Here is a 23801-nt window from a genome sequence, read left to right as displayed (position 1 = left end):
GAGGCAAAAATAAAAAGAAAAATCTCCCCGGGGGAGGGAGATTTTCAAGGGGAGTAAATCGTATTGAAAATGAACTATGAGGGGGAGGGGGACTCCCATATCAATGTTCTTACAATATGCTTTCAGTATATTATAAGTAAACAGCAAGTGTCAATGGTTAACACAGTGTCATATATGTTTTCTCTACATATGGAAAAACAAGAGCATCCACTGCTCTTGTTTTTCCTTTTTTCTTTAGTATGTAGCTGTTTTCAAATGCCATAAATTAGTGAAAGCCTGGTTCCATAATAAAAGTCGTGTAATACGTAAATCCGACAAAGAATACAGTCAAATAAGCACCAAAAATATAAATATACATGCGCTCAGTAAGTCTCATGTAACCAAGTGCCAGGAAACCAGCTGTTTGTGCAAAGAATAAAATCGCCATGTTAAACATGTCACCTACAAAAAACAACACAGCAAACACAGCCGTCCAAAACCCCATCATGCGAAACATACGATCCATGTCACTACCCCCCTTGCTATTACGTAATACAGCTCGCAAGAACGTTAATGCCTTGCTTCTAGTATTGCTCCATAAAGGATAATAAATAACTATTTCTTATTATATATGAGTCCATCAATACTTGTAAATGTTTTAATGAACACTTCTTTTTTAGAGATACCGCTTGTAAACAGTTATACAGAAAGATTAACACACATTTCAGCTGCGTATTTTTTTCATTTTTCGCCATGTTATGCGCAGCGAATGGGGAAGCATGCCAAACCACCTTGTAGAAAAATTACCATGTTTATGTGAACGAGTATGCTTTGATGGCCGTTTAAAACGATTATCAAGAGCCTCTACAATTTGTTGTGTAATATATTTTACAAATGGATTCGGTTCCACAATAGACGATCCTTTCTCTTTTCATGCTATCCTTAGCATAGCCCGCCGTACCGACATTTATTCCATTTCTATGGCAGCTTCTTCTCTTTTGTCTGCATAAAAAGAATGCCTTCTGTCATTTCCTTTGTCATCTACCGCGCGCAAAGTCACTTGATACGTATCGTCTGAAACAACTGTGCTGCTGTAGTACACACTGCCGTCAGGAAATTGATACACTCCATTCTCCGTCTCTAAGTCTCCATGCTTCATCATTTTGGACTCCGCATTTCGAAGCAGCCATTCCAGCGTCAATACTATTTCTTCATTCGCTACATTTTCTTTTTGATTGAGATAGACACTAATGTAAAACAAAAGCATACCAGAAAATAACAAAACAATAATTAACACAAGCGGCATCATAGCTCCTTTTTCATTCACGTTTCTTCCCCCTTAAGTGGAGCAGCCCAATATCCAAGGGACGTATGCCACTTGCTGCCGTTTCGGTCCGTTATCATAATATCTGCTCCATATTGTTTCTCACTCGCTTTAATCCGGGAAATATCTTGCAATACAATTTCATATCCCCGGCCATCCTTTGTTCGAACCAAATTGGCATTAGATACATAATACCGGTAACGGTGCTTGTCATCTAAAATGTACAGCCCATTTCCGCTTGCTTCTATAGCAACAGCTTCTTTCATGTCTTCTTTCATTTGCTGAAAAAACATGTGAACTTCCTGCGGCTGATCTGGTTTCACCTGCAGCAGGGGAATGTACAACACAATGCTCGCTATGCAAACGAGGACAATTGCAAATGCCACTACTGCTTCTATCAAGGTCGTTCCTTTTGTATTACGGCAGTACATACATACATTTGTCATAAGACCGGCTGTTTTCTCCTTTCCACTCCACACAGATGTCAAGTCCTTCCCCTGTTTTTGTCGTATGAACCTCGAATGGACCACTATTGCGCAGGTTTTCGTCATTGCCATGCGTTTGCACAATTAAGGCACTTTTCTCTAATAAATGGAGCGCCTTTCTTTCCTGCATGAGTGTTTGTTGTTCTGTTTGCAAAACAAAAAGGAGAGGGAGCAGCGCACTCACAGAAAACATTAGTAAGCCTAAAGCTGCGATGGATTCGATTAACGTCATGCCGCGTTCATCGCTTTTCAATATAAAACCGCCCTTTCCCTAACTGAAATACCAGCTTGTAGTTTGCTTTTGGCGTATTGATTAATACCGTGCCAGGTTTTCTAATATTGCCGTTCGCATTATACGCAACATCGTGCAATGCTAACGTTCCTTCAAACGTTATGCCTTTTGGGATTTTTCTCTGTTTTAAAGGATCGACATTAAGATGGGTATCGCGAATATAATAATGGTTTTCTGTCGTTGTCACATATACATATTTTTGACGGGCATATGCATATTGCTGTGCGTATTGTAAATCCTCTGCGAGCGTATCTAAAAAGTAATCAATCTCGCGTTGGTCGCTGTAGGACTGAAATGATAGTAAGGGGATGCTGATTGCAACTGTCACAATGAGCAGTACAACCAGCATCTCAATGAGTGTGTAACCTTTATTCATTTTCTACTTTTTGAACAGACCCATCTGCTAAAGTTAAAGGTGTGTCATCAGGGCAAACTATTCGATCAACATAATCTTCTTCTACTAATGCTTCTAAGGATTCCGGCTGTTTATTAAATTCAATCGCATAAGCTCCAACCTGCGCATCTAACAATTGCATAGTAGCTTCACACCCTTTAGATTGGGCTAAATGATTGTTCGTCACAATATTGGGCACAGCAATCAACAACAGCACCGTAATAATAAGCAGCACAATCATCATCTCAATCATCGTAAAGCCTTGTTTACGCCAAATGGAACTGCTCATTCAAACCTCTCCCTTTTATTTTTTTCACGTGCAGTCAATTGAAGGAGACTGACAATATCCTTTTCCTTTGTTTCTTCTAAAGCATGGATGCGCAGTTCCATCTGCTCGAGTTGATATGCTACTTTCTCCTGCCATATTTCCTTTTTTGAATAAGACATTTTGTCCTCCTTTTATATCGTGGTCATCAATTGAAACATTGGCAAAAACACAGACAAAAACATCGCCAAAATCACAATTCCAATCGCACAGAACATAATTGGCTGCATCGTCATCATCCATTTTTTCGTCTTTTCTTCCAGAACATTCAGTACCTTTTCGCTGTAAAAATACAAATCGTATCCGAGCTTTCCCGATGCTTGTCCGTGCTGGATAACATGCGTTAAATCTTTTCGGTAATAGTCTGCCTTAGCAAGTGCTTCGTTAAGAGAATAACCGTCTTTTAACTGCTGTTTGAGCACACGGCCTTCATCTTGAAAAAATGGAAAATGGTGTTGTTTTTCAAATACTTGCAATGCTTCATACACAGACAGGCCGCCTTTCAACATGCTGCCAAACTGCAAGGCAAAGTAGTAGGTAAGAAAAAGGCGGACACTTGAACGCACAAATGGAACCTGCAAAAGCAAGTGAACTTGTTTTTGAGAAGAGTAATGTCGAAACCTTTTAAAGTAGTATAAAAAACAGACGCCAAGTAAACAAAAAAGCACGAGAAAAAGAAGTGGAGCATATTGAAATAGTTGCAGCATGATTAAGGTTAATAAGGGAAAATCCATGTGGAGAGAGTCAAACAATGCGCGGAATTGAGGAAACAAAAAATGCACCATGACCATGGCTACAAACACAAGCAGCCATAATAAAAGAAGTGGGTAACTCATAAGTTTTTTTATACTCTGCCATGCATGTATTCTTTTTAAATAAAGCTCCCCCGCACCATACAGTCCTTGCTCTAGGGAGCCAAATTGCTCCGAAAAATATACATAGGCAGTAACATCAGAAGGAAAGAGCTGCTCTTTTAATACTTCATGAAGCGGAATTCCTGCTCGAAGTGCAAGACGCATTTGATACAGCCTTTCCTTCATATCATCGTTCTGTTCAAAACTAACAAGTTGTAATACTTCATCAAGCGGGTAACCTTGTCCTAACAGCTCACTTGATTTGATTAAAACATCTGCAGCAGTTTGTTTAGGCCATTTCGTTTTCATACATTATTGCTTCTTCCTTTCTTCATCACTTTTAAACAACCCAAGCGCTGTTCCTTTTTTCATTTGTCCTCCCATAGAAAAAGAAAGAGACATATGGTTTGGTTCATCTATACTATGTTGTAATAGTGTTTCACTTAAAATATCAAACAAAGCGATACGGGATGAACTGCCTAAATGGGTGCAAAAAGGGGATACATTTTCCTGTTGGCATAAAGGACAGTAACGTTGTTTTAGCGTTTGTGAGGCAATACATCGAAGCGTTTCTTTTAAATCCTGTGGAGTAAAACCAAAATCAAACAGCCGTTGAATCGCTCCTTGTGGAGAATGAGCATGCATCGTCGTTAACACAAGATGTCCCGTTAATGCTGCACGTATCGCAAGCTCCGCTGTTTCTTTATCTCTAATTTCTCCTACCATTAAAAGATCAGGATCATGACGAAGAGATGCTTTTAACATTTCCGCATAGGTCAATCCAGCTTTATTATTTACCTGTGTTTGAATAAAGTCCGCACTTCGTATTTCTATAGGGTCTTCAATACTAATAACACGTGAGTGGTACATGCGCTGATGCGTTTTCATCAACGTATACAATGTTGTTGTTTTTCCTGAACCAGTCGGTCCAGTGACAATGATTAACCCATGGGAATATCCGAGCAGTTGTTTGAAATGGTTAATAACAGGACGTACAAAAGATAACGAAGATAATGTGAGAAAAGAAGTTTGTGGGAGAATACGGATGGATAAACTTTCATGGAAATATGAGGGCACCGTCGAAAAACGCAGGTTAACAGGAAGAGATGTATGCTTCATCGTCATTGATCCGCTTTGAGGACGCCTTTGCTCGCCAATGTCCATTCCTGCCCTGAATTTAAAATGAGCAATTAATCGCTCGGCTTCTCGTTTTTTCAACGTCTGCATTAGCTGCAGCTTCCCTCGGAGGCGAAAAAACAGTGAAGTATATTTTTCATGAGGATGAAAGTGAATATCTGTTGCATAAAGAGCCAGGGCACGTTCAATTAATGTTGTACTTTCCCATTCAATATTCGACAATAAACCACCTCTCTTTCTATTTCATAATACATATTCGTTGTTGTTTTTGAAATTCCTTCAAAAAAAGATATTTTTTTGCATAAAAAATTGCCACGCGGCTATAATAAAAAATGTCGATGGGATGTAGCCAAGTGGTAAGGCAACGGATTTTGATTCCGTGATGCGCAGGTTCGAACCCTGCCATCCCAGCCAACTGTGACATACTTATCTTATTATAAAGAAAATATGGCCACCGCCGATACCTGAGGACTTGGCGGTGGCCATATTTTCTTTATATGTTAACGACACCGCTGCCTCACCTATGCTAACGCGGCTCATATAAGAAACACGCAAGTACTTTAAAAGAAAGAAGCTCAGGTCAAGTAAAGGCAAGGAACTTTTAAACAAAGCCAGCGCATGTTTCCCTTAACAGCGCTGGCTTTTTAAGCAGCTTTGTATTTTTCTCATCTACTACATACAACAAATCAAGCTTTAATCTTGTTTTTGTTTGTTTTTTACTGACTGCATCTTCTCTTTCATTCCTTTTCTGCCTTTATCTCTTCGATCATCAATACGAATGTTTGTCGCTACCCTGTCCACCCCTTTTTGAAATGGAACTTCATGCAGCTCTTTTGTAATTGCAAATAAATCGTCTAAGTTCCCTTCAATAATAGTACTCATCGGTGTGAGTTCATAATCCACCCTGGCTTCATACCGTTTCAACACTTCTTGCATTTCAGCGACATTCTCGCTCATCCCGGGTGAGTTTGTGCCTACCGGAACAATTGTTACATCCATAATTGCCATTTGTTTTTCCTCCTTTTTTGGTTTGTTCGTCTGCAATAAATGAGGAAACTCTTTTTGGCTGAGAGCTCGGTAAGCATCAACTGCTGTTAACAGATGAATTCTTTCTGGGGGAGCACACGTTATATAACGTTGCAAAAAATATGAAACCACAAGCACCGGTTTTCGTAAAAAACCCATTTTCTTTGTTTGCAACACACGGTGAACAATCGGCACAACAAATAGAGCACCATATGACACAAAAGGTAAAAGCCTATCAAGAGAAAACCATGGAAACAGGGCACAAACAGCCATCATCACAATTAAAAAATACAGAACGACAATATTTGTTGAACAGTAACGATTGGTGATTGCTGCTTTTTTTATACGCGGCCAGCTGCTTCTTTTTTTGGGACCTCGATAGCTAAAGACTTTGTGTTCTGCTCCGTGAAATTTTTTTAACTGTTCTGGGAAAATAAAATGGGTTCCTAACAGAAAATAAATAAACGTGTAAAAAGGGATACGAACATGTTCAATATTTAACCCATCCAGCACCGCCGACACAAACACACCGGCTGTCCATAGAAAAAACAAAACTAAATACCAAAGCGGCATCGACAGGAAAACGTGCCAAACAATCGTCCATACTGTTTTCCCATTTAAAGGAAGAACGAATGATTCAGGTTTTTGGTGCCGATTCAATCTGCCCCAGCCAATATATTCATTTCCAAAGAAAATAACTCCATTTTGATAAGAGAGGCCTTTCATTTGTTTGCAGAGCTTCCTTTCTCATTAACATCAACAAAACGCTCCGACACCCAGTAAAAAGATTCATCACTAGTCTCTTTACCCACAAATTGCGGTTCAAAAAACCTAGCATCTTCCGACTGTAACCCTTCATGGCTTTCCCATGTGTGTAAATGACTGATCACTGCACGTGTTGGCGATGTATTCGAAATATCCACTGTGAAAGAGCCGCTTTTACCCAACACTTGATTTTCATGAACTTCATTTGGAAAGGAAAAAACAATACCATTATCCACCGTTTTCCCCTCCATATCTTCTCCGCCTTCTAGCTTCAGCTGATAATGATCAATGTCATCAGGGGACAGCGTTTCACCATTTTCTCCAATAAACGTCACACCAATATAATCATTGCCCTGCACACCATCATCAGGAGTAGCGTTCCAGTTCCACGCAGCTGTTAGCCTAGACACTTTTTCTGTCTGTTCAAGTGACGTTTCCCACTCAATTTCCTCATCCAAATTATCGTTTTGAACCACTTCTGCCTGTTGTATGTAAAAGCTACCTCCTGCAAACAGGAATACCACTAAAACAGCTGGCAAAATAATTACTAATTTATTTCCGTGCAGCATGAAACGTCCCTTTCTCCTCTATTATTTTTTAAAAAAGCACAACGCTGTGTGCTGTATTTGTAAAGGATTTGTTCCGTAAATCGGGGTGGCCTTATTTTTGATGAACATCAGCCGCCATACACTTCGCTTTCCATAAGCAGCGCTTCAGCTTCTTCTTGAGCAAAAACGGTTCACTGCGGGATTTTCAGCTGTTGCTGTTCCCGCAGGATTCTACGTACATTTCAGCTATGAAAAACCTTTTGGGACAGCTCTGTTTTCATTAAGATCCGAATAAAAATTTTGCCCCTGCAATACCAGGATTAGTCATTTCTTTTGTATCAAGTATTTCATCTAACTCTTCTCCGCTTAAAATATCACGTTCTAAGCAAATTTCTCTCACGCTTCTTCCTGTCTCGATGGCTTCTTTGGCAATACGAGAAGCTGTTTCGTAGCCAACGTGCGGGTTAACAGCCGTAATAATGCCTACACTATGCTCTACCATCTCCCGGCAGTGCTCTATATTCGCACTGATGCCAACAATCGCATGCTCCCTGAACACTTGCAGCCCGTTTTGCAGAACAGACAGCGACTGTAACAAATTAAACACTAACACCGGTTCCATTACATTCAACTCAAGCTGGCCTGCTTCTGATGCCATGCTGATCGTTTGATCATTCCCAATTACTTGAAACGATACTTGATTCATGACTTCACACATAACTGGATTGACTTTTCCAGGCATGATAGAAGAGCCTGGCTGTCTTGGCGGGAGATTGATTTCATTTAACCCTGTTCTTGGTCCGGAACTCATTAAACGCAGATCATTAGCAATTTTTGAGAGATTAATGGCATGCACTTTTAAAGCAGCTGACAGTTCCGTATAAGCATCCGTGTTTTGCGTAGCATCGACTAAATTTTCAGCGCTGTACAAAGGAAGCCCCGTCAGGTCTCTTAAATACTCTGCTACTTTTTCAATATATTCTGGTTTAGCGTTCAGCCCCGTTCCGACGGCTGTAGCCCCCATGTTAATTTCATGAAGATGGTCTACAGAACCTTTAATACGGTTTAAGTCTCTTTGCAGCACACGGCTGTATGCACCAAACTCCTGCCCTAGTCTAATAGGCACCGCATCCTGCAAATGAGTTCTTCCCATTTTTATTACTTGGTCAAATTCTCGTTCTTTATCTTTTAACGCAGCAATAACTTGCTCTAACGACTTCATTAAGCCTTTTGCCAAGTTTAGGGAGGCAATATGAATCGCTGTTGGAAAAGAATCGTTCGTAGATTGCGCCATATTGACGTGTGTATTAGGGCTGACCGTTAAATAATGCCCCTTACTGCCTCCTAATATCTCTATTGCCCTGTTGGCGATTACTTCATTGGCATTCATATTAAATGATGTGCCGGCACCGCCTTGTATCGCATCAACAATAAACTGTTCATTAAGAGCACCTTCTATCACTTCTGTCGCAGCTTCAATAACCGCTTTTGCAATGTTTTTATTTAAAACTCCAACATCTCTATTGGCCATCGCAGCTGCTTTTTTTACATAGCCAAACGCCTTGATTAATTCTGGATGCGGCGGATATCCAGTTATTGGAAAATTTTCCTTTGCTCGAATGGTTTGAATACCGTAGTAGGCGTCTTTTGGAACTTGTTTTTCACCCAAAAAATCTCTTTCCGTACGAAATTCACTCATGTTTGTTCTCTCCTTCTTCTCACTTCAATTTTTCACCGAACAATGAGCCCATTAATGCTACAGCTGCTTCTGCCGTTCTGTTTTTCTCATCTAAAATCGGATTTACTTCCACAAACTCACAAGATGTAATGAAATCGGATTCTGCCAGCATTTCCATTGCCAAATGGCTCTCACGATAGCTTAACCCGCCTATGACTGGTGTTCCAACACCTGGAGCATCGTGCGGGTCTAAGCCGTCTAAATCAAGACTTAGATGCACTCCATCACATTTGTCTTCTAAATATGTAATGGCCCGCCGCATTACTTCTGACATACCAAGCCGGTCGACTTCATGCATCGTGTATACGGGCATCTTGGATTGGCGTATATAATCTTTTTCCCCTGCATCAAGCTCTCGAGCACCGATAATCACAACATTTTCTGGTTTTATTTTTGGCTTGCTTGTTTGTATGTTCGTTAACGACGGATGTCCCATCCCAAGCGATACAGCAAGCGGCATCCCATGAATATTACCAGAAGGAGAAGTTTGTGCCGTGTTCAAGTCACCGTGCGCATCGTACCAAATGACCCCGAGATTCTCAAAATACCCCGAAGCCCCTGCAATTGTACCAATAGCAATGCTATGGTCTCCTCCAATAACTAATGGAAAAGCGTTTTTTTCATAAATAGAAGCAACTGTTTCAGCTAATTTTTCATTTGCTTTTGTCACCGCGTATAGATTACTTAAATTTTTAGGTGACGCTTTCACAGCATCTTTTTTTTCAATTGCAATATCCCCTTTGTCTTCAACACGGTATCCTAGTGCTTCGAGTCTCTCGATAACTCCTGCATAGCGAATCGCACTAGGTCCCATATCAACACCGCGCCTATTTTGACCTAAGTCCATCGGCACCCCAACCATTGAAATGTTTTGATTCACCTTCTCCTCTCCTTTCCTATTTTTATATCTCAACAAAGAAAAGCGCAAGCGCCTTGAAAGAAGGAACGGCTCATGGCAAGCTGACCTTTAGCTTTCCATGCCCGGATCGAAGAATTCTCGAGCGGGCAGGCGCTTGCGCTGAACCATGAAAACGCCAAGCTTTTATACTTTCCTATCTGTTTAGAAAAACTCGGCTTGTCGCCGAGTCCTTATGGCGGAAGCCGCATTTTTTCTTATCCTTTCACAAAGATAAACGTTCTGAAGTGTAAAGAAAACTTAGCTGGCACCAAGCCTGTTAGATGCCGGCGGTTGTCTTATTGTTTTTCTGCTGTTTCCCCAATATGCTGACAGTCTCAATGACTCACCTATGCTGACATGTTAAAATTTTTTGTCAGTGTAAAAAACCGGCTGCCAAATGACAGCCGCTCGTTCATTTCTTTCCTGCTGCATACGTTTTAGCAAGCCATGCAGCTCCAGTGACTCCCGCATCATTTCCTAACTCTGCTAACGTGAACGCCGTATCGTTATATACGTTTTCAAGCGCAAACGTGCGGTAATGACGGCGCAAAGGCGCGAGTAATTGTTCTCCTGCTTGGGCTACTCCTCCGCCAATCACAATTTTCTCTGGATTTAATACATTGGCTATATTAGCAGCCGCTAATCCTAAATAGTATATCGATTCGTCAATAACGCTTTCCGCTGCGCTGTCACCAGAAGCTGCTGCCTCAAAAACTGCCTTAGCTGTAAGAGTTTCTTGTTCTTTTTTTGCATATAACAGTGACTGCTTATGTTTTTCTGCTTGCTCTTTTGCTAGACGTACGATTCCCGTTGCAGAAGCAACCGTCTCTAAACAACCTGTCTTATGGCAATTGCAAGGCGCGCCGCCTTCCGGTATGACCGTCACATGTCCCACTTCACCGCCCATACCGCTTGATCCGTGGACGATGTCGCCTTTCACAATGACACCACCGCCAACCCCTGTTCCTAAAGTAAACAGGACGATGTTTTCTGCTCCAACACCCGCTCCTTGCCAATACTCACCTGCAGCTGCTAAATTTGCATCATTATCTACAGCCGTTGGTATTCCCAAAGAATCTGATAGAATATCAACGATAGGATAGTCTTTCCAGCCGATGTTCACTGCAAAATCGACACATCCATTTTCTATGTCTACAAAACCTGGCACGCCAACGCCCGCTCCTATACATTGTGTCTGCTTAATTCCTTCTGCCGCCAGCTGTTCACGAACAGACGCTGCAATATCACGGACAATAAAGGCACCTTTTTTGCTTTTATCTGTAGGTATCGACCATTTGTTCACTAATTGGCCTGTTTGCGTAAACAAACCTAATTTTACTGATGTTCCTCCTATATCAATTCCTAGTAAGTATTGATGCTGCATATATTCTATGATCGCTCCTTCTTCATGTATAACCGGCTCCATCAATGCAAGGAGGACTTTTCACGCCGTAAAACGAGCAGAGCCTGTTGATACGTGTACTGGTCTAATAACCCTGATTGATAGGCCTCTTTTATTTCACCTTCCATTAATTCAAGGTCTGTCCGTTTATCTTTCGTATAAACAACAATATTAAATTGCATTAACCATTTTCGTATATCTGCTATGGAATGGAATGTTGTGTACATATTCTTATTATAGCAACAGAAGAATAGAAAAGAAAAGCAAAACCACGAAAGGGAGAAAAGAAACGTATGGGTTTTGCCTTAACCGCATATGAACCATTCCTTGAAACGTGTTGCCTGCTACGTAGCAAGCAGTAAATAGTACAATAATGCCAATGAACATATACCACGAACCAAACCAGTGTCCAGCGTGCCAGCCGACAAAGAAAAATAACAGCGCAACAGAAAGCCAAATATATTTACTGTACGAATGAAAGAAGCCATACACCGGCATGAATGAAAATACTGCTGCTGCCATGATAGCCAGCACAATAATCATTCGCAGCACATCCACAATCCAATGAAGCTGATGAAAATAGATAATCTCTGCGCTCGATAAAAGGAAACCCAGATACGAAAAAGCAGCAAACATTAATATAAACAAAACCGACAGTGTCGTTTGCTTGTTTTTCGTATATACAGACGCCGCTCCCACTACAGCCGCTGCCAAAACTATTTCTATCATTGACGCAAACATGCTTGTAGCCCCCATTAGTGTTGAGATGATTATTACAATCTATGTGCTTGCGTCCAAAACATAACCACACAAAAACAGCAGATAAAAATTCATGATTTGAGCACTTATCACATACGTTGAAAATAGCAAAAAGGACAGGGGTTCTTAATATGGCGAAAACTTTTTTTATATGGACAATTCTTATACTAATATTATTCAATCTGTATCAAGTGTCTTTTGCAACCCACAACCCAAAAACTAACCTGTCTGTTTCTTTTACAGAACCGGACAACATCTTTTCCGAGTTATCCAGCAGTGTAGAAATACTCCATATCAGTGATGATGATGAATACTTGCTGGAGTGGGAGGCTAACGCTGACACATTAAACAATGTCAGCCTGCTGCAAGAGTTCTCCCTGCTTTTTGAAGATGGGTATTTAAAAGATGCCTCTTCTTCTTGGACGGAAGAACATGATGAGATCACGATAACAAAAAAAACAACGGCTGAAGAAAGCAGCCGCTATCATCTCATCACTTTTCATTCTGCTAAAACAGATGACACCTTTACTTTTGACTGGAGTGAAGACACACTATACGTTTTAGACACACCAATGACCGACATGCACTCCTTTAAAAAACCAAAAACAAAAGACGATGAAAAATCAAAAAAGATACTAGACGCAGTCATCAATCAACAAAAAGACCATATCAAACGAATTATCCGAGAAGAGGCAAATCTACATCAAGACGTGTTATTATTTCCACTTGAAGACATTGCCGCTTGGAAGAAACTGACAAACCCGGACTCTCCCAGCCACCTTCCTCTCGCAAAACTAGAGGACATGTGGGGAAACATCTATGCCACCTTGCTGCATGTGAGCAAAAACCAGCCAAAGAGCAAAAAAGGCATGCCATTTCTCAGCTGGGATGAGAAGCAGCAAAAAATGGCTCTATACATTCATTACAGTCATTTTTAAGAAGACTCATTTTGTCCTGCTTCATTAATTAATTCCTGTACATGGTCAAAATCCAGCCGATCATCAGACGATGCCCCATCGATTGAACGGGCACGTTCTAGTGAAAGCTCTGCTTTATCAAACTCCTGCAACTCAACATACACAAGGGCAAGATTATAATGGGCTTCGATGAAATCATCCTCCATAGATGCTGCTTTTTCTAAGTGCATGCCCGCGCTGTGATAATCCTCTTCCTTAATAGCGATGCTGCCAAGGAGAAAGTAAGCATGGGCATTATCGTGATCGTTTAGCAGAGATTCTAATATGCTTTCTGCTGCTGCCAGTTCTTCTTGCTCGATAAGCTCTTGTGCCACTTGCAAGTCAACTAGAGGGGATTCAGCCTTTCCTTCATTAGCATGACCGTACCAAAACAAGCCAGCACCTAAAGCTAATGAAACAGTAAATATCAGTGCCTGCCGTAAATGAACACCGTGTTTTGGCAGATGCAGCACACCAGACGCAAGAAAGCCGCCGATTAAACCACCAATGTGAGCACCATTGTCGACAGCCGGCACCATAAAACCAAATGCGAGATTGACCGCCAAAATAAGAATGACATTCATTCCCATGCTGCGAAAAAATAACTTGCGATGAATGAAACCAAAATACAACAAAGCTCCAAAACAGCCAAATATAGCACCAGAGGCACCAGCGGATATTTGTTCATTAAACGCAAAACTTGCCAGTGAACCAAACAGGCCTGCGGTAAAGTAAATAAAGATGAACCGAAATGTTCCATATATCCGTTCCACAGCCGTCCCTAAATAAAACAGTGCTAATGAATTCATGAATAAATGAAAAAAGCCAATATGAAGAAACATTGCTGAAAACAACCGCCACCATTCGCCTTCTAAAATGGCAGGGTTATATTTTGCTCCAAATTCAATTAAGGTTAATATATCGGTGCTGCTTCCTGCTTGCTCGATGAGAAAAAACATCAGCAAAATAGCTGTGAGCAATATATACGTGAACCTCGTTTTGCCAAACAGCAATAGGTTCTTATCTTGCCTTTCTAACTGCTCTTGTTTTCGTGAAACTTCCCTGCTGTAGGCTCTGGCATACTGCTGATGCTCTTGTGCTGTCCGTTCTGGAATGTCTTCCCAAACGCTTTCAAATCCCATGACTTTCAGCACATCGCCTGGCTCATCTACTGTCCACTGGGCAGATTCTGAGGCCATAAAAAAAGATTGCATATTCTCTTCGTTCACCCAGTATTCATTTAGCCTACTACTTAAATCTACAGGCGGGTACGTTGATACATAAACATTGTAAAAATCAAGACGCCTGGAAGGAATAAGCGTCTTTATTTTTTTAAACATGCGCTTTGCCGTTGCTTTATCGGCTTCTAAATCTTTCATCCAATCGTGCTCTACTTTTACGATGCGAATAATAGCTTTGTCTTCTTTTTCAATCCACACCTGTTTTTTATCAGGGCTGATATCAATCATTCGCAAATGTTCATTTATAATTAAGTAAAAGATAAACTTCCAAAATAAATGGTTGGCACTCACATTTCGTCATCCTTTCACATCGAGCGAACCATAGAGAAACCGAGCTGTTTCTGTGAAGTAATAATGATGCGCAACAGGAGGATATCCATCTGTTTTATGTTCTTTTCGGGTATCTAAAAAGACAGCGTCCCATCCGGCTGCTATTGCTCCCTGTACATCTTGTTCCCACGAATCCCCAATAAATAATGCATGTTCTCTATCACCATTTATCGTCTCAAGCGCTATGTCAAAAATGCTCTTTTCTGGCTTTTTTACTCCAATCTCATTCGAGACAATGAGGTGTTGAATGGGAATATACTGTGTAATACCCAGCTGCTGCATTTTTTCTGATTGTATCCGCCGTTTTCCATTGGTAATAACCCCTATGCTGACTTTTTGTTTTTTTAGCCACAACAACAGAGCATGAACCCCTTCAAAAGGAGTGCTGTAACGCGCGACAACGTTTTCATATTGATTATGAAAAGTTTTTGCTGCATTCTCTTCACATGGAAGCTGATAATATTCCATCGTTTTATTAAATCGCTTTTCCCTGTACTCTTCTCGAGTTAAACGTTTGTCTTCATAATCATTCCAATAAAAATCACTATAATGCTTAAACGTCTGAAACCATTCATTTATGTCTACATGGGGCAAGTGTGTATATGTTTCCTGTAACGTGTGTAACGTTGCTTTAAATGTATGCATAATAGCATGTTCGAATGCTTTTTCATGGTCAAACAACGTATTATCTAAATCAAAACAGATCGTATTCCAGCGCATAGGCAGCTCCTCCCCCCATCGCTTCATTATAACAAGGCTGTGCCTTTGCCGCGACTATTTTCGCCTTTAGCAAGTCAACATCATCGTTCATTACTATAAACCAAATTCATCATTCTTATCGAAACTAATTCGGTTAGCAGTGAAAAAAAGGTCCCTGTCTATAGAAAGACGGTGACCTTTTTCAAACCTTTTATGAAGTTCTAGAAAACGGTGCCAGCATATACTTACGTACCATAGGAATACGCAAAGCAATCGTTACCGCAACTCGGCGCAGCGGCCGATTAAACAAAAAGAAATGAAGCAAACGTCGTCGGAATTGCATAAACAAAAAAACAATCAAAAATACAACGATCATTGTCAACCAATTTTTACCCATAACTCGCCCTCTTTTTTTCTTGTATGGTTTGCGGGCTGGCTTCATTTTATACAATATTAATATTAATAAACAATTTCAGCTTCTGTTATTAGAGCTGTTAACGCGATATCATGCTCTTCTTTTGGTATCGTTTCAAATACTTGAAAATCAAGAGCAAGACCGCATGTTGTTACAGAGGTGCCGGCTAAGAAACGGTCATAAAATCCTCCGCCAAAACCAATTCGGTATTTTTCCTTATCAAATGCGAGTCCTGGCACAATAACCAAGTCAAAATATTCCGCAGAAATCCGTGAAGTAACCTCTGGGTCAGGTGCCATAATGCCAGCATAGTCGCTGTGCGTTTGCTGAAATGATGAAATTTGATAAAATTCCATCGTTCGCTTGTCCGGAATAACTTTTGGACACGCAATTGTCTTCCCTTGTTCCCAGCCTTTTTCAATAATGGGCTTTGTATCTATTTCATGCTGACTTGCGATCGTTACAGCCACACTAGCAGCTTTTTTCCAGCAATCCCATAAAAACAAGTTCTCATATATTTGATTACTTTTTTGTTTAATATCAGATATTGAATGTTTTTCAAACTGCTGTTTTGTATGTATACGAAAATCACGCTTTGTTTCCATATGCTCCCTCTTCTATCCTTTTCTATGATATTGGCTTGCTGCCAAGTATAGACAGCGAACTGATACTGTCACCTTTAACAGCTTGAAACATTTCTGAAGGTCAAAAAACAAGCAGAAGACAGTCCAGCTGCCCTCATGATGATTTTCTAACACGTGGACCATCTCGGTGATTCATCTTTGCCAAGCTCCCTGTCAGTGTAAGAAAAACGGTGGTTGAGAAACCCGCTCAACCACCGTCCTTGTCACCCGTAGAAGCTGCTGCTTTCGAACGCATCTGCTACAGACGGGACGCTTTCCACAGACATGGCCTTCGTATCCTCGAACGGCCCCGTTCTGCAGATTCTTCACCTCATGCTGTTCCCGCTGAAGCCGTCCGTCTTCCGCTCCCGCTTCGGATGGCTTATAGACGAAACACCTTTAAAATAGCAATAAACACATATACTTTCTTACCTTCTAAAAAAAGCAGAGGAGCATGCTCCTTCTGCTTATTTTGTTTCGCGATGCAAAGTGTATTTGTTCAATCGCGGACTAAATTTTCTTAGTTCAATGCGTTCTGGGTTTTTACGTTTGTTTTTTGACGTAATATAATTTCGATCGCCTGTCTCTGTGCAAGCTAACGTTACTTGTACACGCATGACGCATTCCCTCCCCATCTTTCATCTTCATTCATACTTAACAATAATAGCAAATACACGTACTGCTATCAAGTTTTTCATACAAAAACCTTGTTTTCTTCAATTGAATATTCTTCTTGAGCCCTAAAAAATGTATAATGTCGATAGGAAATTGTTCACAGTTCACACAATATTTGGAGGAATCAAGATGGAGTGGCTACTCATTACCTTATTTGGCGTCAGCCTTTTCTTATTTGGTATATCCTTTTTACTAAAAACCCCAGCAACAAAAGAAGACATTGAAGAAGTATCGCTTCATACAATGGGAGAAATGTACCAGTTAAAACAAAGAATCAACCGCTTAGAGGAAGAATTATTAACCTCTGCTCAAGTACCTGTTTCATTTCATTCGCACGAATCATTAAAAAAGGAAGCCAGTCAATACTACCAGCAGAACATGAGTATTCAAGACATTGCTGAAATCATGCACATAACCGAAGATGAGGCAAGACATTTGTTAAAACCATACCTTAAAGGTGGTGGGGCGAATGAATAAATACGGCATACGGATGTTTGCCGCAGGCTGGTTTACCGCAGCTTGTATTGTATTAATATACCAATGGCTTTTCGCTGTTGACCAAGGGAAGACCTCTGCTTCCACTCATCCTGCTCCACAAGAAAACGCTGGTTCAGCTGCAGCAGATATGAGCGAAGACAATATGATTTCTTTGCTGGAACAAGGGGGGTATGTCGTAGCAGAAAAAACAAATACAGCGTCAACATCGAGTAACAGCGATACAGACGAAAAATACGAAGAACCCCCTTATCAAGCTGTCCTGCACATCGAAAGCGGCATGACAAGCAGTGAGACAGCAGCCATATTACAGAGGCTGAAGCTGATTGATGATGTCGCAGCTTTTGAAAACAGCTTACGCGAACAAGAAGCAGCAACTTCCATTCAAGCAGGATTTTATGATTTACATAGTAATATGACAGCAGAAGAAATCATTACCAGCATTACGAATTAAAAAAGCTGCAACAGCGTGAAAATACGCTGGCAGCTTTCTTTTTGCCGCTTTTTCTTATTCAGATGTTTCCTCTCCTGCCGGTTCAATGTCTGGACGCTCCTCTTTCAAATCAAAATAGGCATCAAGCGAACTCCGCGCGATTCTATTAGCAATCCCGCTCGTTCCGCTTACGTATACATTAGGGACAATGACAGCAATGGCAACTTCAGGATCGTCATATGGGGCATAACCGATGAATGCCTGATTGTTTCCATCTACATAGTTATCAGTACCTTCCCTGCGAACTGTTATTTCGGCAGTCCCCGTTTTTCCAGCAGCCACATAATCTGTATTATTAAAATAGGACCTGGCTGTTCCCCTGCTGCCATTTACTACACGCCACATCCCTTGTTGGGCCATATGAATATAGCGCTCATCAATATCAACTTTATTTAAAACAGTTGGTTCAAATTGCTGGCGTACTGCGCCAAGCTCTGATTTATCCGCGTTTGGTTCACGGATTTGTTTGACTAGCTGCGGTTTCATGCGATACCCATCGTTTGCAATAGCCGCTGTGTATTGAGCAAGCTGCATCGGGGTGTAGGTATCAAACTGTCCAAAACTTAAATAAAGCAAGTTACCAGGACTTTGATTCCCTCCATTGATTCCTGTTGTTTCATAAGGGAGATCAATACCGGTCTCCACTCCTAAACCAAATTGTTCGTAATAATAACGAAATGTATCATATGCTTTGTTGTATTGCGCCACATTCCATGTTTGACTAACACCGTACTGATAACCAGCCATCTCCATAGCTATGTGTGCCATATAAACATTGGATGAGCGTTCGAGTGCAGATAAATAATTAACAGGCCCTAAGGCAGATACCGAGCTGATTGGCGGTGTCGATGGCAAATTGATCGTTCTGTCGTATACAACCGTATGTTCACTAATAACACCTGTTTCAAGCCCTAGCAGTACTGTCGCAGGTTTGACGGTCGAACCCATTTCAAAGGAGCTGGCAATCGTTCCAATTTGATCAGAATATCCGGCAACAGCTAACAATTCTCCCGTGTCTGGCTCCATCATGACCACATATGCACTTTTGTCATTAATAAAGCTCCCGGCTGCGCTGTCGACTTCGTTATCAATAATCGTTTCAACTTCTTGCTGCAGCGCCATATCAACAGACAGAACAAGATCGTGCCCTCGGCTGCCGCTGCTTTCCTCCCGGCTGTCATTAGAAACTTCGCCTTTCTGTCCGCGGAGTGCTTCTTCATAGTATTGTTCTAAAAAACTCGTCCCTACCTCATCAGAACGGTCATAGCCTTTAGCTAAATATTGATCTACACTCTCTCTTGGAATGGAACCAATCCGTCCAAAAAACCGCGGAAATGCATCCTCATACAAATAGTTCCGGTTGGCATCTCGTAAAATATCGACCCCCGGCAAATCATCTAAACGCTCACTAATTCGGTGCGCTTCTTCTTGGGCCAGCCCTTTTTTTATTCGTTGTGGAGAATCGTAATATCCGCTCGTCATCTCCCGCCAAATGGCTATAATTTCTCGCTGCGGATCTAATTCCTGCAACTGTTCGTCTGAAATTCGATCCAGCTGGATCTGATACAACTCTTCATCTTCTTCGACGCTATCTCGATCTTCTTGTGTAATAAGGGATAGCGCTTCATCAGGATGAGTAACAAGCCAATAATCTTTTAAATCTCGTTCTGGAATATTTTCTATGTCATCGTCGTCCACTTCAATAATTTCACTTAACTCTGTCGCAATTCGAATTCGTTCTTCATCGGAAACACTTTGTTCGTTCGTATATGTAAGCGTTAAAACAAGTTCATTGTCTACGACAAGTTCACCGTTTCTATCGTACATAAGTCCGCGTGGTGCATCAATGCGCACTGCTTCACTGCTTGTTTGTTCCTGTTCCCGTTCGAACTCATCACCCTGTACAATTTGGATAAATCCAAGCCGTAAAATCAACGCTGAAAATAAGATAAAGACAGCAAAAAACAAAACATTCAACCGGAAAGGTATGCCATTCTTTTCCGTTGTTCCATTCTTTTTCTTTTTCACACTTTTCCTCTCCCTTGTCTCTTATGAACTCACCTATGCTGTCATTTATATTATGTAATGTGCGGTTACCGGCTTAGCTAAACATACAGCCGAAAACAACACTGTTATATTTTAGCACATATTAAAACGTACAAAAAAGAGAAGAACCTCTCAGTTGAGAGAATCTCCTCCTCCGTTTTCTGGCATGCCGCTGTTAGCATCTTTTTTGTTTCGCATGCTTTTCATTTTAATGCCTCTAATTAAAAAGTATATAAAAAAGTGTCCGGATCCACAGATAACCATTAACAATGGAATAATCTGCTTATCATCCCAAATAGCAATTCCCAAGAGCAGCAGTATAATAGACGCTGCCCGGCCGCCATTAATAAACCACTCTTTTGTGATTAAATATTCAACTCTCATTGCTCCAGCGCTTGTTGCCTGTCCTAATACATCATAAGTTAATGACACATACGGCACGAGCAGCAATGGATAAGCTGCGGAGACAATAATTCCATACGTCATCAACAACGGGTACGAAAGATTAAACACAATTAAAAAGACCGCGCCGAACAACAAAATACCGCCAATAAAAATAGCTCGTTTGCGCTGAAACGGTTTCAAAAAACGGCTAACAAGAAAATAACCAGCAAATGATACAGCAGACGTCACAAGACCGTAACTTCCCAATGCAAGCTCACTGTTCGTTGCCATATAAACCCATAAAACAATGACAAACACAAAGATACCTTCACGTAAACCTTGTATAAAATGCGAGTACAACACTTTTCGCCAGGCTGTATTTTCCTTTATTTCTGCAACAGCTTTATTTACTCTTAACGGACCCTCTGCATGGCGGTGTTTCATTTTGAAGCTGAGTAGCACTGCCGTAATAAACAGAACAAAAGATATAAAAAAGATAGCTTCATATCCACGCGTATCCGGCAACCAGGTAATAATTGCCCCTGCACTAATTGGTCCAATCATACCGGCAAAAGATGTTAATAAACCTGCAAACCCATTAAAAAAATCACGAGTATCAGGTTCAGTGATTTCAAAGGTAAGCACATTATATCCAAGCCAGTAAAACCCAAACCCCATACCGAGTAAAATACCTAATAACACCAAAATATTATCTGCTTTGTCACCTGCAAACAGAACAGTTAAATAAAAGGCGGTTAATATAAACACGCCTAACCGCAAAGAGATAATTCGGTCTGCTTTTTTTGATATATATCCTGCAATTAAAAATGCAACCGGCTGGGTTGCCACCGAAGCTAACTGATATAGCGCAATATCGCTTACTTCTCCCGATTGTTTCCATAAAAAAATATTAACAAAGGTATTCGACAAAGCTATCGATATGGCATATAATCCACCAATAACTAATAACAACACTAAATTTTTTGTTACATGAACATCTCCAAGAAATATTTTTGCAATTGACTTCGCCATCGTGCCCCACCCGCCTTGACCATATTGTGCCGCAAAGCCAAGCGGGCTATGCACTGCAATATTCGCTGCAACTATTCGCAATTTTTTAAATAAAAAATCTCCCGGCCCCTGTATTGCCACGTGAGTACCTTAGCAAAGACTTCTCTCTGTTCAATTACCGCAAGCAAAAGCCTCTTCCTGTGAAACCTCCATCTGCTGTCATTCCGGCAGGAAGACACGAGTGTTTCTATTGAAACACCTGACTAGAAAATTCGACTGCCTGCTAAGCTCTTATGGCAGAAGCCACCATGTTTCTCTTCTTTATCCTTTAACAAAGGTAAATTTGCCCCAGAGTATACCAAAAGCTTGGTCAGCGCCGAGCTTTTCGGTACAGATGAGTGCCTCATTGTGCTCATGCTGCATGTTAAAAAATTTCAACAACGTCGACAATTCATCCGTACTGACATGATATATTTTCCTATCAGTGTAAAAAGGAGCTGTCCACACAGAAAAGCGACAAGTCCTGGAGGGCCGGCACATGGAAAGCTGATCTTTGCTTTCCATCGTGGGATCGAAGGAACTTCGAGCGAGCAGGCACTTGCGCTGAACAATGAAAACGCCAAACTTTTATATTTTCTTACCTTACAAAAAACCCGCCGCTTGAAAGCGGCGGGTGAATTGTCATTATTTAGCTTCGCTGTAACGCTTTGCTACTTCGTCCCAATTTACAACATTCCAGAATGCTTCTACGTAATCTGGACGACGGTTTTGATATTTTAAGTAATACGCATGCTCCCATACATCGATACCAAGAATTGGTGTTTTTCCTTCCATAAGTGGGGAATCTTGGTTCAGTGTATCTTGCACTTCAAGCTCCCCATTGTTTACAACAAGCCAAGCCCAGCCGGAACCAAAACGGCCTAGTGCAGTGTTTTTAAATTCTTCTTTGAACTTATCAACGCTGCCAAATTTGCTGGCGATAGCATCAGCAAGCTCTCCGCTAGGTTCGCCGCCGCCATTCGGGCTTAGAATTTGCCAGAATAGAGAGTGGTTAGAGTGACCGCCTCCGTTATTGCGTACAGCAGTACGGATGCTGTCTGGAAGTGCATTCAAATCACTAATAAGTTCATCTACATCTTTGGCAGCCAAGTCATCATGACCTTCTAACGCTGCGTTTAATTTTGTTACATACGTGTTGTGGTGTTTTCCATGGTGAATGTTCATGGTTTCTTCATCAATATGAGGCTCAAGAGCATTTGGTGCATAAGGTAATTCTGGTAGTTGATGATTTGCCATAGTATAACTCCTCCTTCAAAATAATTGTTGGTGTTTGTTCTTGGCTGCGTAACTCTTGATTTAAAGCGATCACTTATAAAACGTCTCCGCTTCACAAGTCTGCCATTTTTTACGTTACCAAATTCTATAAGTCTTTTCAAGAAATACGAAATTCCTTGAAACAACACCAGTTTTCTCTTACCCCTCCGCAGCATGTTTTAAACATCGACACAAAAAAATGACATATATTCTTCAGCAGAGACAGAGGTTTTCCAACAAGAAAAACGGGGGTGGAGAAACCCGCTCAACCACTGTCCTTGCCACCGCAGAAGCTGCTGTTTTCGAACGCATCGCTGCAGACGGGACGCTTTCTTCGGACATGGCCTCAGTCTCTTGATGGGTGTCTCATAATTAAGCAAGGCTCGAAATTTTAAATTTTGGCGTGTTTTACATGAATCCCTAACCGAAAAACATCGTCTCATGTATCAATTGCTTCATCCCGTAAGACAGGCCTTTGTTTTCGCACAGTCTTCCGCCCTGTTCGCTTATCCGGTTTTCACACATACAAAAGCCCTTCTAGATATGCCTAGAAGGGCTTGATAGCTTCGTATATAGTTTGCGGTAATTTATACGAACGATTTACCGAAAAGCGCGTAACGGACTAACATTTATGCGCAACGGTCTTATTCGGTTTCAACCGAAAACCGCTTAGCACTTCCCGGGTCATATCCCGCCTTTGTTTATCGCCTAAAAATCACTGTATGTACTGTTATATAGGGATGTTATGTATGGCGGAGGAAGAGGGATTCGAACCCCCGCGAGCCCGTAAAGACTCCTGGCGGTTTTCGAGACCGCTCCCTTCAGCCGGACTTGGGTATTCCTCCAACAATTCAACAAAAAGCAAAAAAAGCACGTATTCATGCTTTTTAAAATGGTGGACCCTGTAGGACTCGAACCTACGACCGGACGGTTATGAGCCGTCAGCTCTGACCAACTGAGCTAAGGGTCCGTATTGATTTTTTATTCACTTATTTATGCAATACATGGGGCGGCTGATGGGAATCGAACCCATGAATGCCGGAGCCACAATCCGGTGCGTTAACCACTTCGCCACAACCGCCATGTAGACTGTTTTCCACATAGAAAATAAAATGGTAGCGGCGGAGGGAATCGAACCCCCGACCTCACGGGTATGAACCGTACGCTCTAGCCAGCTGAGCTACACCGCCGCT

The 23801-nt window shown here is 41.3% G+C and carries 28 protein-coding genes and 5 tRNA genes; 4 read left to right on the top strand and 29 right to left on the bottom strand.

The window, feature by feature from the left end:
• Nucleotides 1-265: 265 nt before the first annotated feature.
• The 10 genes from BLT18_RS07040 to comGA all read right to left on the bottom strand — a co-directional run bounded on the left by BLT18_RS07040 (nt 266) and on the right by comGA (nt 5012).
• On the bottom strand, nt 266-505 hold the full coding sequence (locus BLT18_RS07040; protein ID WP_091272471.1) for a DUF2626 domain-containing protein: 240 nt from the start codon (nt 503-505) through the stop codon (nt 266-268).
• A 198-nt stretch (nt 506-703) separates the two neighbouring features.
• On the bottom strand, nt 704-889 hold the full coding sequence (locus tag BLT18_RS18745; RefSeq protein ID WP_175487404.1) for a YqzE family protein: 186 nt from the start codon (nt 887-889) through the stop codon (nt 704-706).
• Between the two features lie 57 nt (nt 890-946).
• Nucleotides 947-1306, bottom strand: a complete 360-nt coding sequence (comGG, locus tag BLT18_RS07035) for a competence type IV pilus minor pilin ComGG (RefSeq protein WP_091272469.1) — start codon at nt 1304-1306, stop codon at nt 947-949.
• On the bottom strand, nt 1303-1749 hold the full coding sequence (locus BLT18_RS07030; protein ID WP_175487403.1) for a ComGF family competence protein: 447 nt from the start codon (nt 1747-1749) through the stop codon (nt 1303-1305). The genes comGG and BLT18_RS07030 overlap by 4 nt, the downstream gene beginning before the upstream one ends.
• Nucleotides 1721-2041, bottom strand: coding sequence for a type II secretion system protein (locus BLT18_RS18130; RefSeq protein ID WP_175487402.1), 321 nt, complete (start codon nt 2039-2041; stop codon nt 1721-1723). The genes BLT18_RS07030 and BLT18_RS18130 overlap by 29 nt, the downstream gene beginning before the upstream one ends.
• Nucleotides 2028-2456 carry a competence type IV pilus minor pilin ComGD gene (gene comGD, locus BLT18_RS07025; protein WP_091272466.1) on the bottom strand — a complete coding sequence of 143 codons (429 nt, stop codon included), beginning with the start codon at nt 2454-2456 and terminating at the stop codon, nt 2028-2030. The genes BLT18_RS18130 and comGD overlap by 14 nt, the downstream gene beginning before the upstream one ends.
• Complete coding sequence (gene comGC, locus BLT18_RS07020) at nt 2449-2763, bottom strand: competence type IV pilus major pilin ComGC (protein WP_091272465.1); 315 nt, start codon at nt 2761-2763, stop codon at nt 2449-2451. Before comGC ends, comGD begins: the two co-directional genes overlap by 8 nt.
• Complete coding sequence (locus BLT18_RS18125; RefSeq protein WP_175487401.1) at nt 2760-2921, bottom strand: hypothetical protein; 162 nt, start codon at nt 2919-2921, stop codon at nt 2760-2762. Before BLT18_RS18125 ends, comGC begins: the two co-directional genes overlap by 4 nt.
• Before the next feature lie 12 nt (nt 2922-2933).
• The gene (gene comGB / locus BLT18_RS07015; protein WP_091272464.1) at nt 2934-3962 is read right to left on the bottom strand and encodes a competence type IV pilus assembly protein ComGB; all 1029 of its coding nucleotides are present in this window, start codon (nt 3960-3962) and stop codon (nt 2934-2936) included.
• A 3-nt stretch (nt 3963-3965) separates the two neighbouring features.
• Complete coding sequence (gene comGA / locus BLT18_RS07010; RefSeq protein WP_091272463.1) at nt 3966-5012, bottom strand: competence type IV pilus ATPase ComGA; 1047 nt, start codon at nt 5010-5012, stop codon at nt 3966-3968.
• Between the two features lie 117 nt (nt 5013-5129).
• Between comGA and BLT18_RS07005 the strand changes: the two genes are divergently transcribed.
• A tRNA-Gln gene (locus BLT18_RS07005) sits at nt 5130-5204 on the top strand.
• A 279-nt stretch (nt 5205-5483) separates the two neighbouring features.
• Here BLT18_RS07005 and BLT18_RS07000 read toward each other — a convergent pair.
• The 7 genes from BLT18_RS07000 to BLT18_RS06970 all read right to left on the bottom strand — a co-directional run bounded on the left by BLT18_RS07000 (nt 5484) and on the right by BLT18_RS06970 (nt 11908).
• Nucleotides 5484-6542: an MTH1187 family thiamine-binding protein gene (locus tag BLT18_RS07000; protein WP_091272462.1), complete on the bottom strand. Its 1059-nt coding sequence runs from the start codon at nt 6540-6542 to the stop codon at nt 5484-5486.
• Nucleotides 6539-7150: a hypothetical protein gene (locus BLT18_RS06995; protein ID WP_091272461.1), complete on the bottom strand. Its 612-nt coding sequence runs from the start codon at nt 7148-7150 to the stop codon at nt 6539-6541. The genes BLT18_RS07000 and BLT18_RS06995 overlap by 4 nt, the downstream gene beginning before the upstream one ends.
• A 259-nt stretch (nt 7151-7409) precedes the next feature.
• Nucleotides 7410-8828 (bottom strand): aspartate ammonia-lyase, encoded by a 1419-nt coding sequence (aspA, locus tag BLT18_RS06990; RefSeq protein WP_091272458.1) that lies wholly within the window; start codon nt 8826-8828, stop codon nt 7410-7412.
• Nucleotides 8829-8847: 19 nt separating this feature from the next.
• The gene (gene rocF / locus BLT18_RS06985; RefSeq protein ID WP_175487400.1) at nt 8848-9747 is read right to left on the bottom strand and encodes an arginase; all 900 of its coding nucleotides are present in this window, start codon (nt 9745-9747) and stop codon (nt 8848-8850) included.
• A gap of 430 nt (nt 9748-10177) precedes the next feature.
• Nucleotides 10178-11149, bottom strand: coding sequence for an ROK family glucokinase (locus BLT18_RS06980; RefSeq protein ID WP_091272580.1), 972 nt, complete (start codon nt 11147-11149; stop codon nt 10178-10180).
• A gap of 41 nt (nt 11150-11190) precedes the next feature.
• Nucleotides 11191-11394, bottom strand: a complete 204-nt coding sequence (locus BLT18_RS06975) for a YqgQ family protein (RefSeq protein WP_091272456.1) — start codon at nt 11392-11394, stop codon at nt 11191-11193.
• Between the two features lie 7 nt (nt 11395-11401).
• Nucleotides 11402-11908, bottom strand: a complete 507-nt coding sequence (locus BLT18_RS06970; protein ID WP_091272454.1) for a hypothetical protein — start codon at nt 11906-11908, stop codon at nt 11402-11404.
• Between the two features lie 149 nt (nt 11909-12057).
• Here BLT18_RS06970 and BLT18_RS06965 point away from each other — a divergent pair, with 149 nt between their 5' ends.
• Nucleotides 12058-12864: a hypothetical protein gene (locus BLT18_RS06965; RefSeq protein WP_091272452.1), complete on the top strand. Its 807-nt coding sequence runs from the start codon at nt 12058-12060 to the stop codon at nt 12862-12864.
• Here the strand turns inward: BLT18_RS06965 and BLT18_RS06960 are convergent.
• The 5 genes from BLT18_RS06960 to rpmG all read right to left on the bottom strand — a co-directional run bounded on the left by BLT18_RS06960 (nt 12861) and on the right by rpmG (nt 16807).
• Complete coding sequence (locus BLT18_RS06960) at nt 12861-14414, bottom strand: rhomboid family intramembrane serine protease (protein ID WP_091272450.1); 1554 nt, start codon at nt 14412-14414, stop codon at nt 12861-12863. The two genes, BLT18_RS06965 and BLT18_RS06960, sit on opposite strands and share 4 nt — an antisense overlap.
• Nucleotides 14415-14420: 6 nt before the next feature.
• On the bottom strand, nt 14421-15173 hold the full coding sequence (locus tag BLT18_RS06955; RefSeq protein ID WP_175487399.1) for an HAD family hydrolase: 753 nt from the start codon (nt 15171-15173) through the stop codon (nt 14421-14423).
• A 190-nt stretch (nt 15174-15363) separates the two neighbouring features.
• Nucleotides 15364-15549 carry a hypothetical protein gene (locus BLT18_RS06950; protein ID WP_091272447.1) on the bottom strand — a complete coding sequence of 62 codons (186 nt, stop codon included), beginning with the start codon at nt 15547-15549 and terminating at the stop codon, nt 15364-15366.
• Between the two features lie 62 nt (nt 15550-15611).
• The gene (locus BLT18_RS06945) at nt 15612-16172 is read right to left on the bottom strand and encodes a 5-formyltetrahydrofolate cyclo-ligase (RefSeq protein WP_091272445.1); all 561 of its coding nucleotides are present in this window, start codon (nt 16170-16172) and stop codon (nt 15612-15614) included.
• 485 nt (nt 16173-16657) lie between these two features.
• Nucleotides 16658-16807 (bottom strand): 50S ribosomal protein L33, encoded by a 150-nt coding sequence (gene rpmG, locus BLT18_RS06940; RefSeq protein ID WP_091272443.1) that lies wholly within the window; start codon nt 16805-16807, stop codon nt 16658-16660.
• Between the two features lie 187 nt (nt 16808-16994).
• Here rpmG and BLT18_RS06935 point away from each other — a divergent pair, with 187 nt between their 5' ends.
• Together BLT18_RS06935 and BLT18_RS06930 are read left to right on the top strand one after the other, a co-directional pair.
• Nucleotides 16995-17342, top strand: coding sequence for a helix-turn-helix domain-containing protein (locus BLT18_RS06935; protein WP_091272441.1), 348 nt, complete (start codon nt 16995-16997; stop codon nt 17340-17342).
• A complete protein-coding gene (locus BLT18_RS06930) occupies nt 17335-17814 on the top strand; it encodes an endolytic transglycosylase MltG (RefSeq protein WP_091272439.1) in 480 nt (159 codons plus the stop codon). The genes BLT18_RS06935 and BLT18_RS06930 overlap by 8 nt, the downstream gene beginning before the upstream one ends.
• Nucleotides 17815-17868: 54 nt before the next feature.
• On the opposite strand, the gene BLT18_RS06925 is transcribed toward BLT18_RS06930, so the two are convergent.
• From BLT18_RS06925 to BLT18_RS06895, 7 genes are all read right to left on the bottom strand, one after another.
• A complete protein-coding gene (locus BLT18_RS06925; RefSeq protein ID WP_091272437.1) occupies nt 17869-19881 on the bottom strand; it encodes a peptidoglycan D,D-transpeptidase FtsI family protein in 2013 nt (670 codons plus the stop codon).
• A gap of 150 nt (nt 19882-20031) precedes the next feature.
• Entirely contained in the window at nt 20032-21315 is a 1284-nt protein-coding gene (locus BLT18_RS06920) for an MFS transporter (RefSeq protein WP_091272578.1), read from the bottom strand.
• A 663-nt stretch (nt 21316-21978) separates the two neighbouring features.
• Nucleotides 21979-22590, bottom strand: coding sequence for a superoxide dismutase (locus BLT18_RS06915; protein ID WP_091272435.1), 612 nt, complete (start codon nt 22588-22590; stop codon nt 21979-21981).
• Between the two features lie 768 nt (nt 22591-23358).
• Nucleotides 23359-23453 (bottom strand) — tRNA-Ser (locus tag BLT18_RS06910).
• Between the two features lie 48 nt (nt 23454-23501).
• Nucleotides 23502-23578, bottom strand: a tRNA-Ile gene (locus BLT18_RS06905).
• Nucleotides 23579-23613: 35 nt separating this feature from the next.
• A tRNA-His gene (locus tag BLT18_RS06900) sits at nt 23614-23689 on the bottom strand.
• Nucleotides 23690-23721: 32 nt separating this feature from the next.
• A tRNA-Met gene (locus BLT18_RS06895) sits at nt 23722-23798 on the bottom strand.
• Nucleotides 23799-23801: the final 3 nt, after the last annotated feature.

The sequence above is a fragment of the Alteribacillus persepolensis genome (assembly GCF_900099605.1).
Lineage (GTDB): Bacteria > Bacillota > Bacilli > Bacillales > Marinococcaceae > Alteribacillus > Alteribacillus persepolensis.
Note: the sequence above shows the minus strand (reverse complement) of the source record. Positions and strands in the feature narration are given on the sequence as shown.

Excerpts from the sequence above, each read along its gene's own strand:
- BLT18_RS07040 (WP_091272471.1), bottom strand. The coding sequence starts at position 505 with ATGGATCGTATGTTTCGCATGATGGGGTTTTGGACGGCTGTGTTTGCT.
- BLT18_RS07030 (WP_175487403.1), bottom strand. The coding sequence starts at position 1,749 with ATGACAAATGTATGTATGTACTGCCGTAATACAAAAGGAACGACCTTG.
- comGD (WP_091272466.1), bottom strand. The coding sequence starts at position 2,456 with ATGAATAAAGGTTACACACTCATTGAGATGCTGGTTGTACTGCTCATT.
- comGC (WP_091272465.1), bottom strand. The coding sequence starts at position 2,763 with ATGAGCAGTTCCATTTGGCGTAAACAAGGCTTTACGATGATTGAGATG.
- BLT18_RS18125 (WP_175487401.1), bottom strand. The coding sequence starts at position 2,921 with ATGTCTTATTCAAAAAAGGAAATATGGCAGGAGAAAGTAGCATATCAA.
- comGB (WP_091272464.1), bottom strand. The coding sequence starts at position 3,962 with ATGAAAACGAAATGGCCTAAACAAACTGCTGCAGATGTTTTAATCAAA.
- BLT18_RS07000 (WP_091272462.1), bottom strand. The coding sequence starts at position 6,542 with ATGAAAGGCCTCTCTTATCAAAATGGAGTTATTTTCTTTGGAAATGAA.
- BLT18_RS06995 (WP_091272461.1), bottom strand. The coding sequence starts at position 7,150 with ATGCTGCACGGAAATAAATTAGTAATTATTTTGCCAGCTGTTTTAGTG.
- aspA (WP_091272458.1), bottom strand. The coding sequence starts at position 8,828 with ATGAGTGAATTTCGTACGGAAAGAGATTTTTTGGGTGAAAAACAAGTT.
- BLT18_RS06980 (WP_091272580.1), bottom strand. The coding sequence starts at position 11,149 with ATGCAGCATCAATACTTACTAGGAATTGATATAGGAGGAACATCAGTA.
- BLT18_RS06975 (WP_091272456.1), bottom strand. The coding sequence starts at position 11,394 with ATGTACACAACATTCCATTCCATAGCAGATATACGAAAATGGTTAATG.
- BLT18_RS06970 (WP_091272454.1), bottom strand. The coding sequence starts at position 11,908 with ATGTTTGCGTCAATGATAGAAATAGTTTTGGCAGCGGCTGTAGTGGGA.
- BLT18_RS06965 (WP_091272452.1), top strand. The coding sequence starts at position 12,058 with ATGGCGAAAACTTTTTTTATATGGACAATTCTTATACTAATATTATTC.
- BLT18_RS06955 (WP_175487399.1), bottom strand. The coding sequence starts at position 15,173 with ATGCGCTGGAATACGATCTGTTTTGATTTAGATAATACGTTGTTTGAC.
- BLT18_RS06950 (WP_091272447.1), bottom strand. The coding sequence starts at position 15,549 with ATGGGTAAAAATTGGTTGACAATGATCGTTGTATTTTTGATTGTTTTT.
- BLT18_RS06945 (WP_091272445.1), bottom strand. The coding sequence starts at position 16,172 with ATGGAAACAAAGCGTGATTTTCGTATACATACAAAACAGCAGTTTGAA.
- rpmG (WP_091272443.1), bottom strand. The coding sequence starts at position 16,807 with ATGCGTGTACAAGTAACGTTAGCTTGCACAGAGACAGGCGATCGAAAT.
- BLT18_RS06935 (WP_091272441.1), top strand. The coding sequence starts at position 16,995 with ATGGAGTGGCTACTCATTACCTTATTTGGCGTCAGCCTTTTCTTATTT.
- BLT18_RS06930 (WP_091272439.1), top strand. The coding sequence starts at position 17,335 with ATGAATAAATACGGCATACGGATGTTTGCCGCAGGCTGGTTTACCGCA.
- BLT18_RS06920 (WP_091272578.1), bottom strand. The coding sequence starts at position 21,315 with ATGGCGAAGTCAATTGCAAAAATATTTCTTGGAGATGTTCATGTAACA.
- BLT18_RS06915 (WP_091272435.1), bottom strand. The coding sequence starts at position 22,590 with ATGGCAAATCATCAACTACCAGAATTACCTTATGCACCAAATGCTCTT.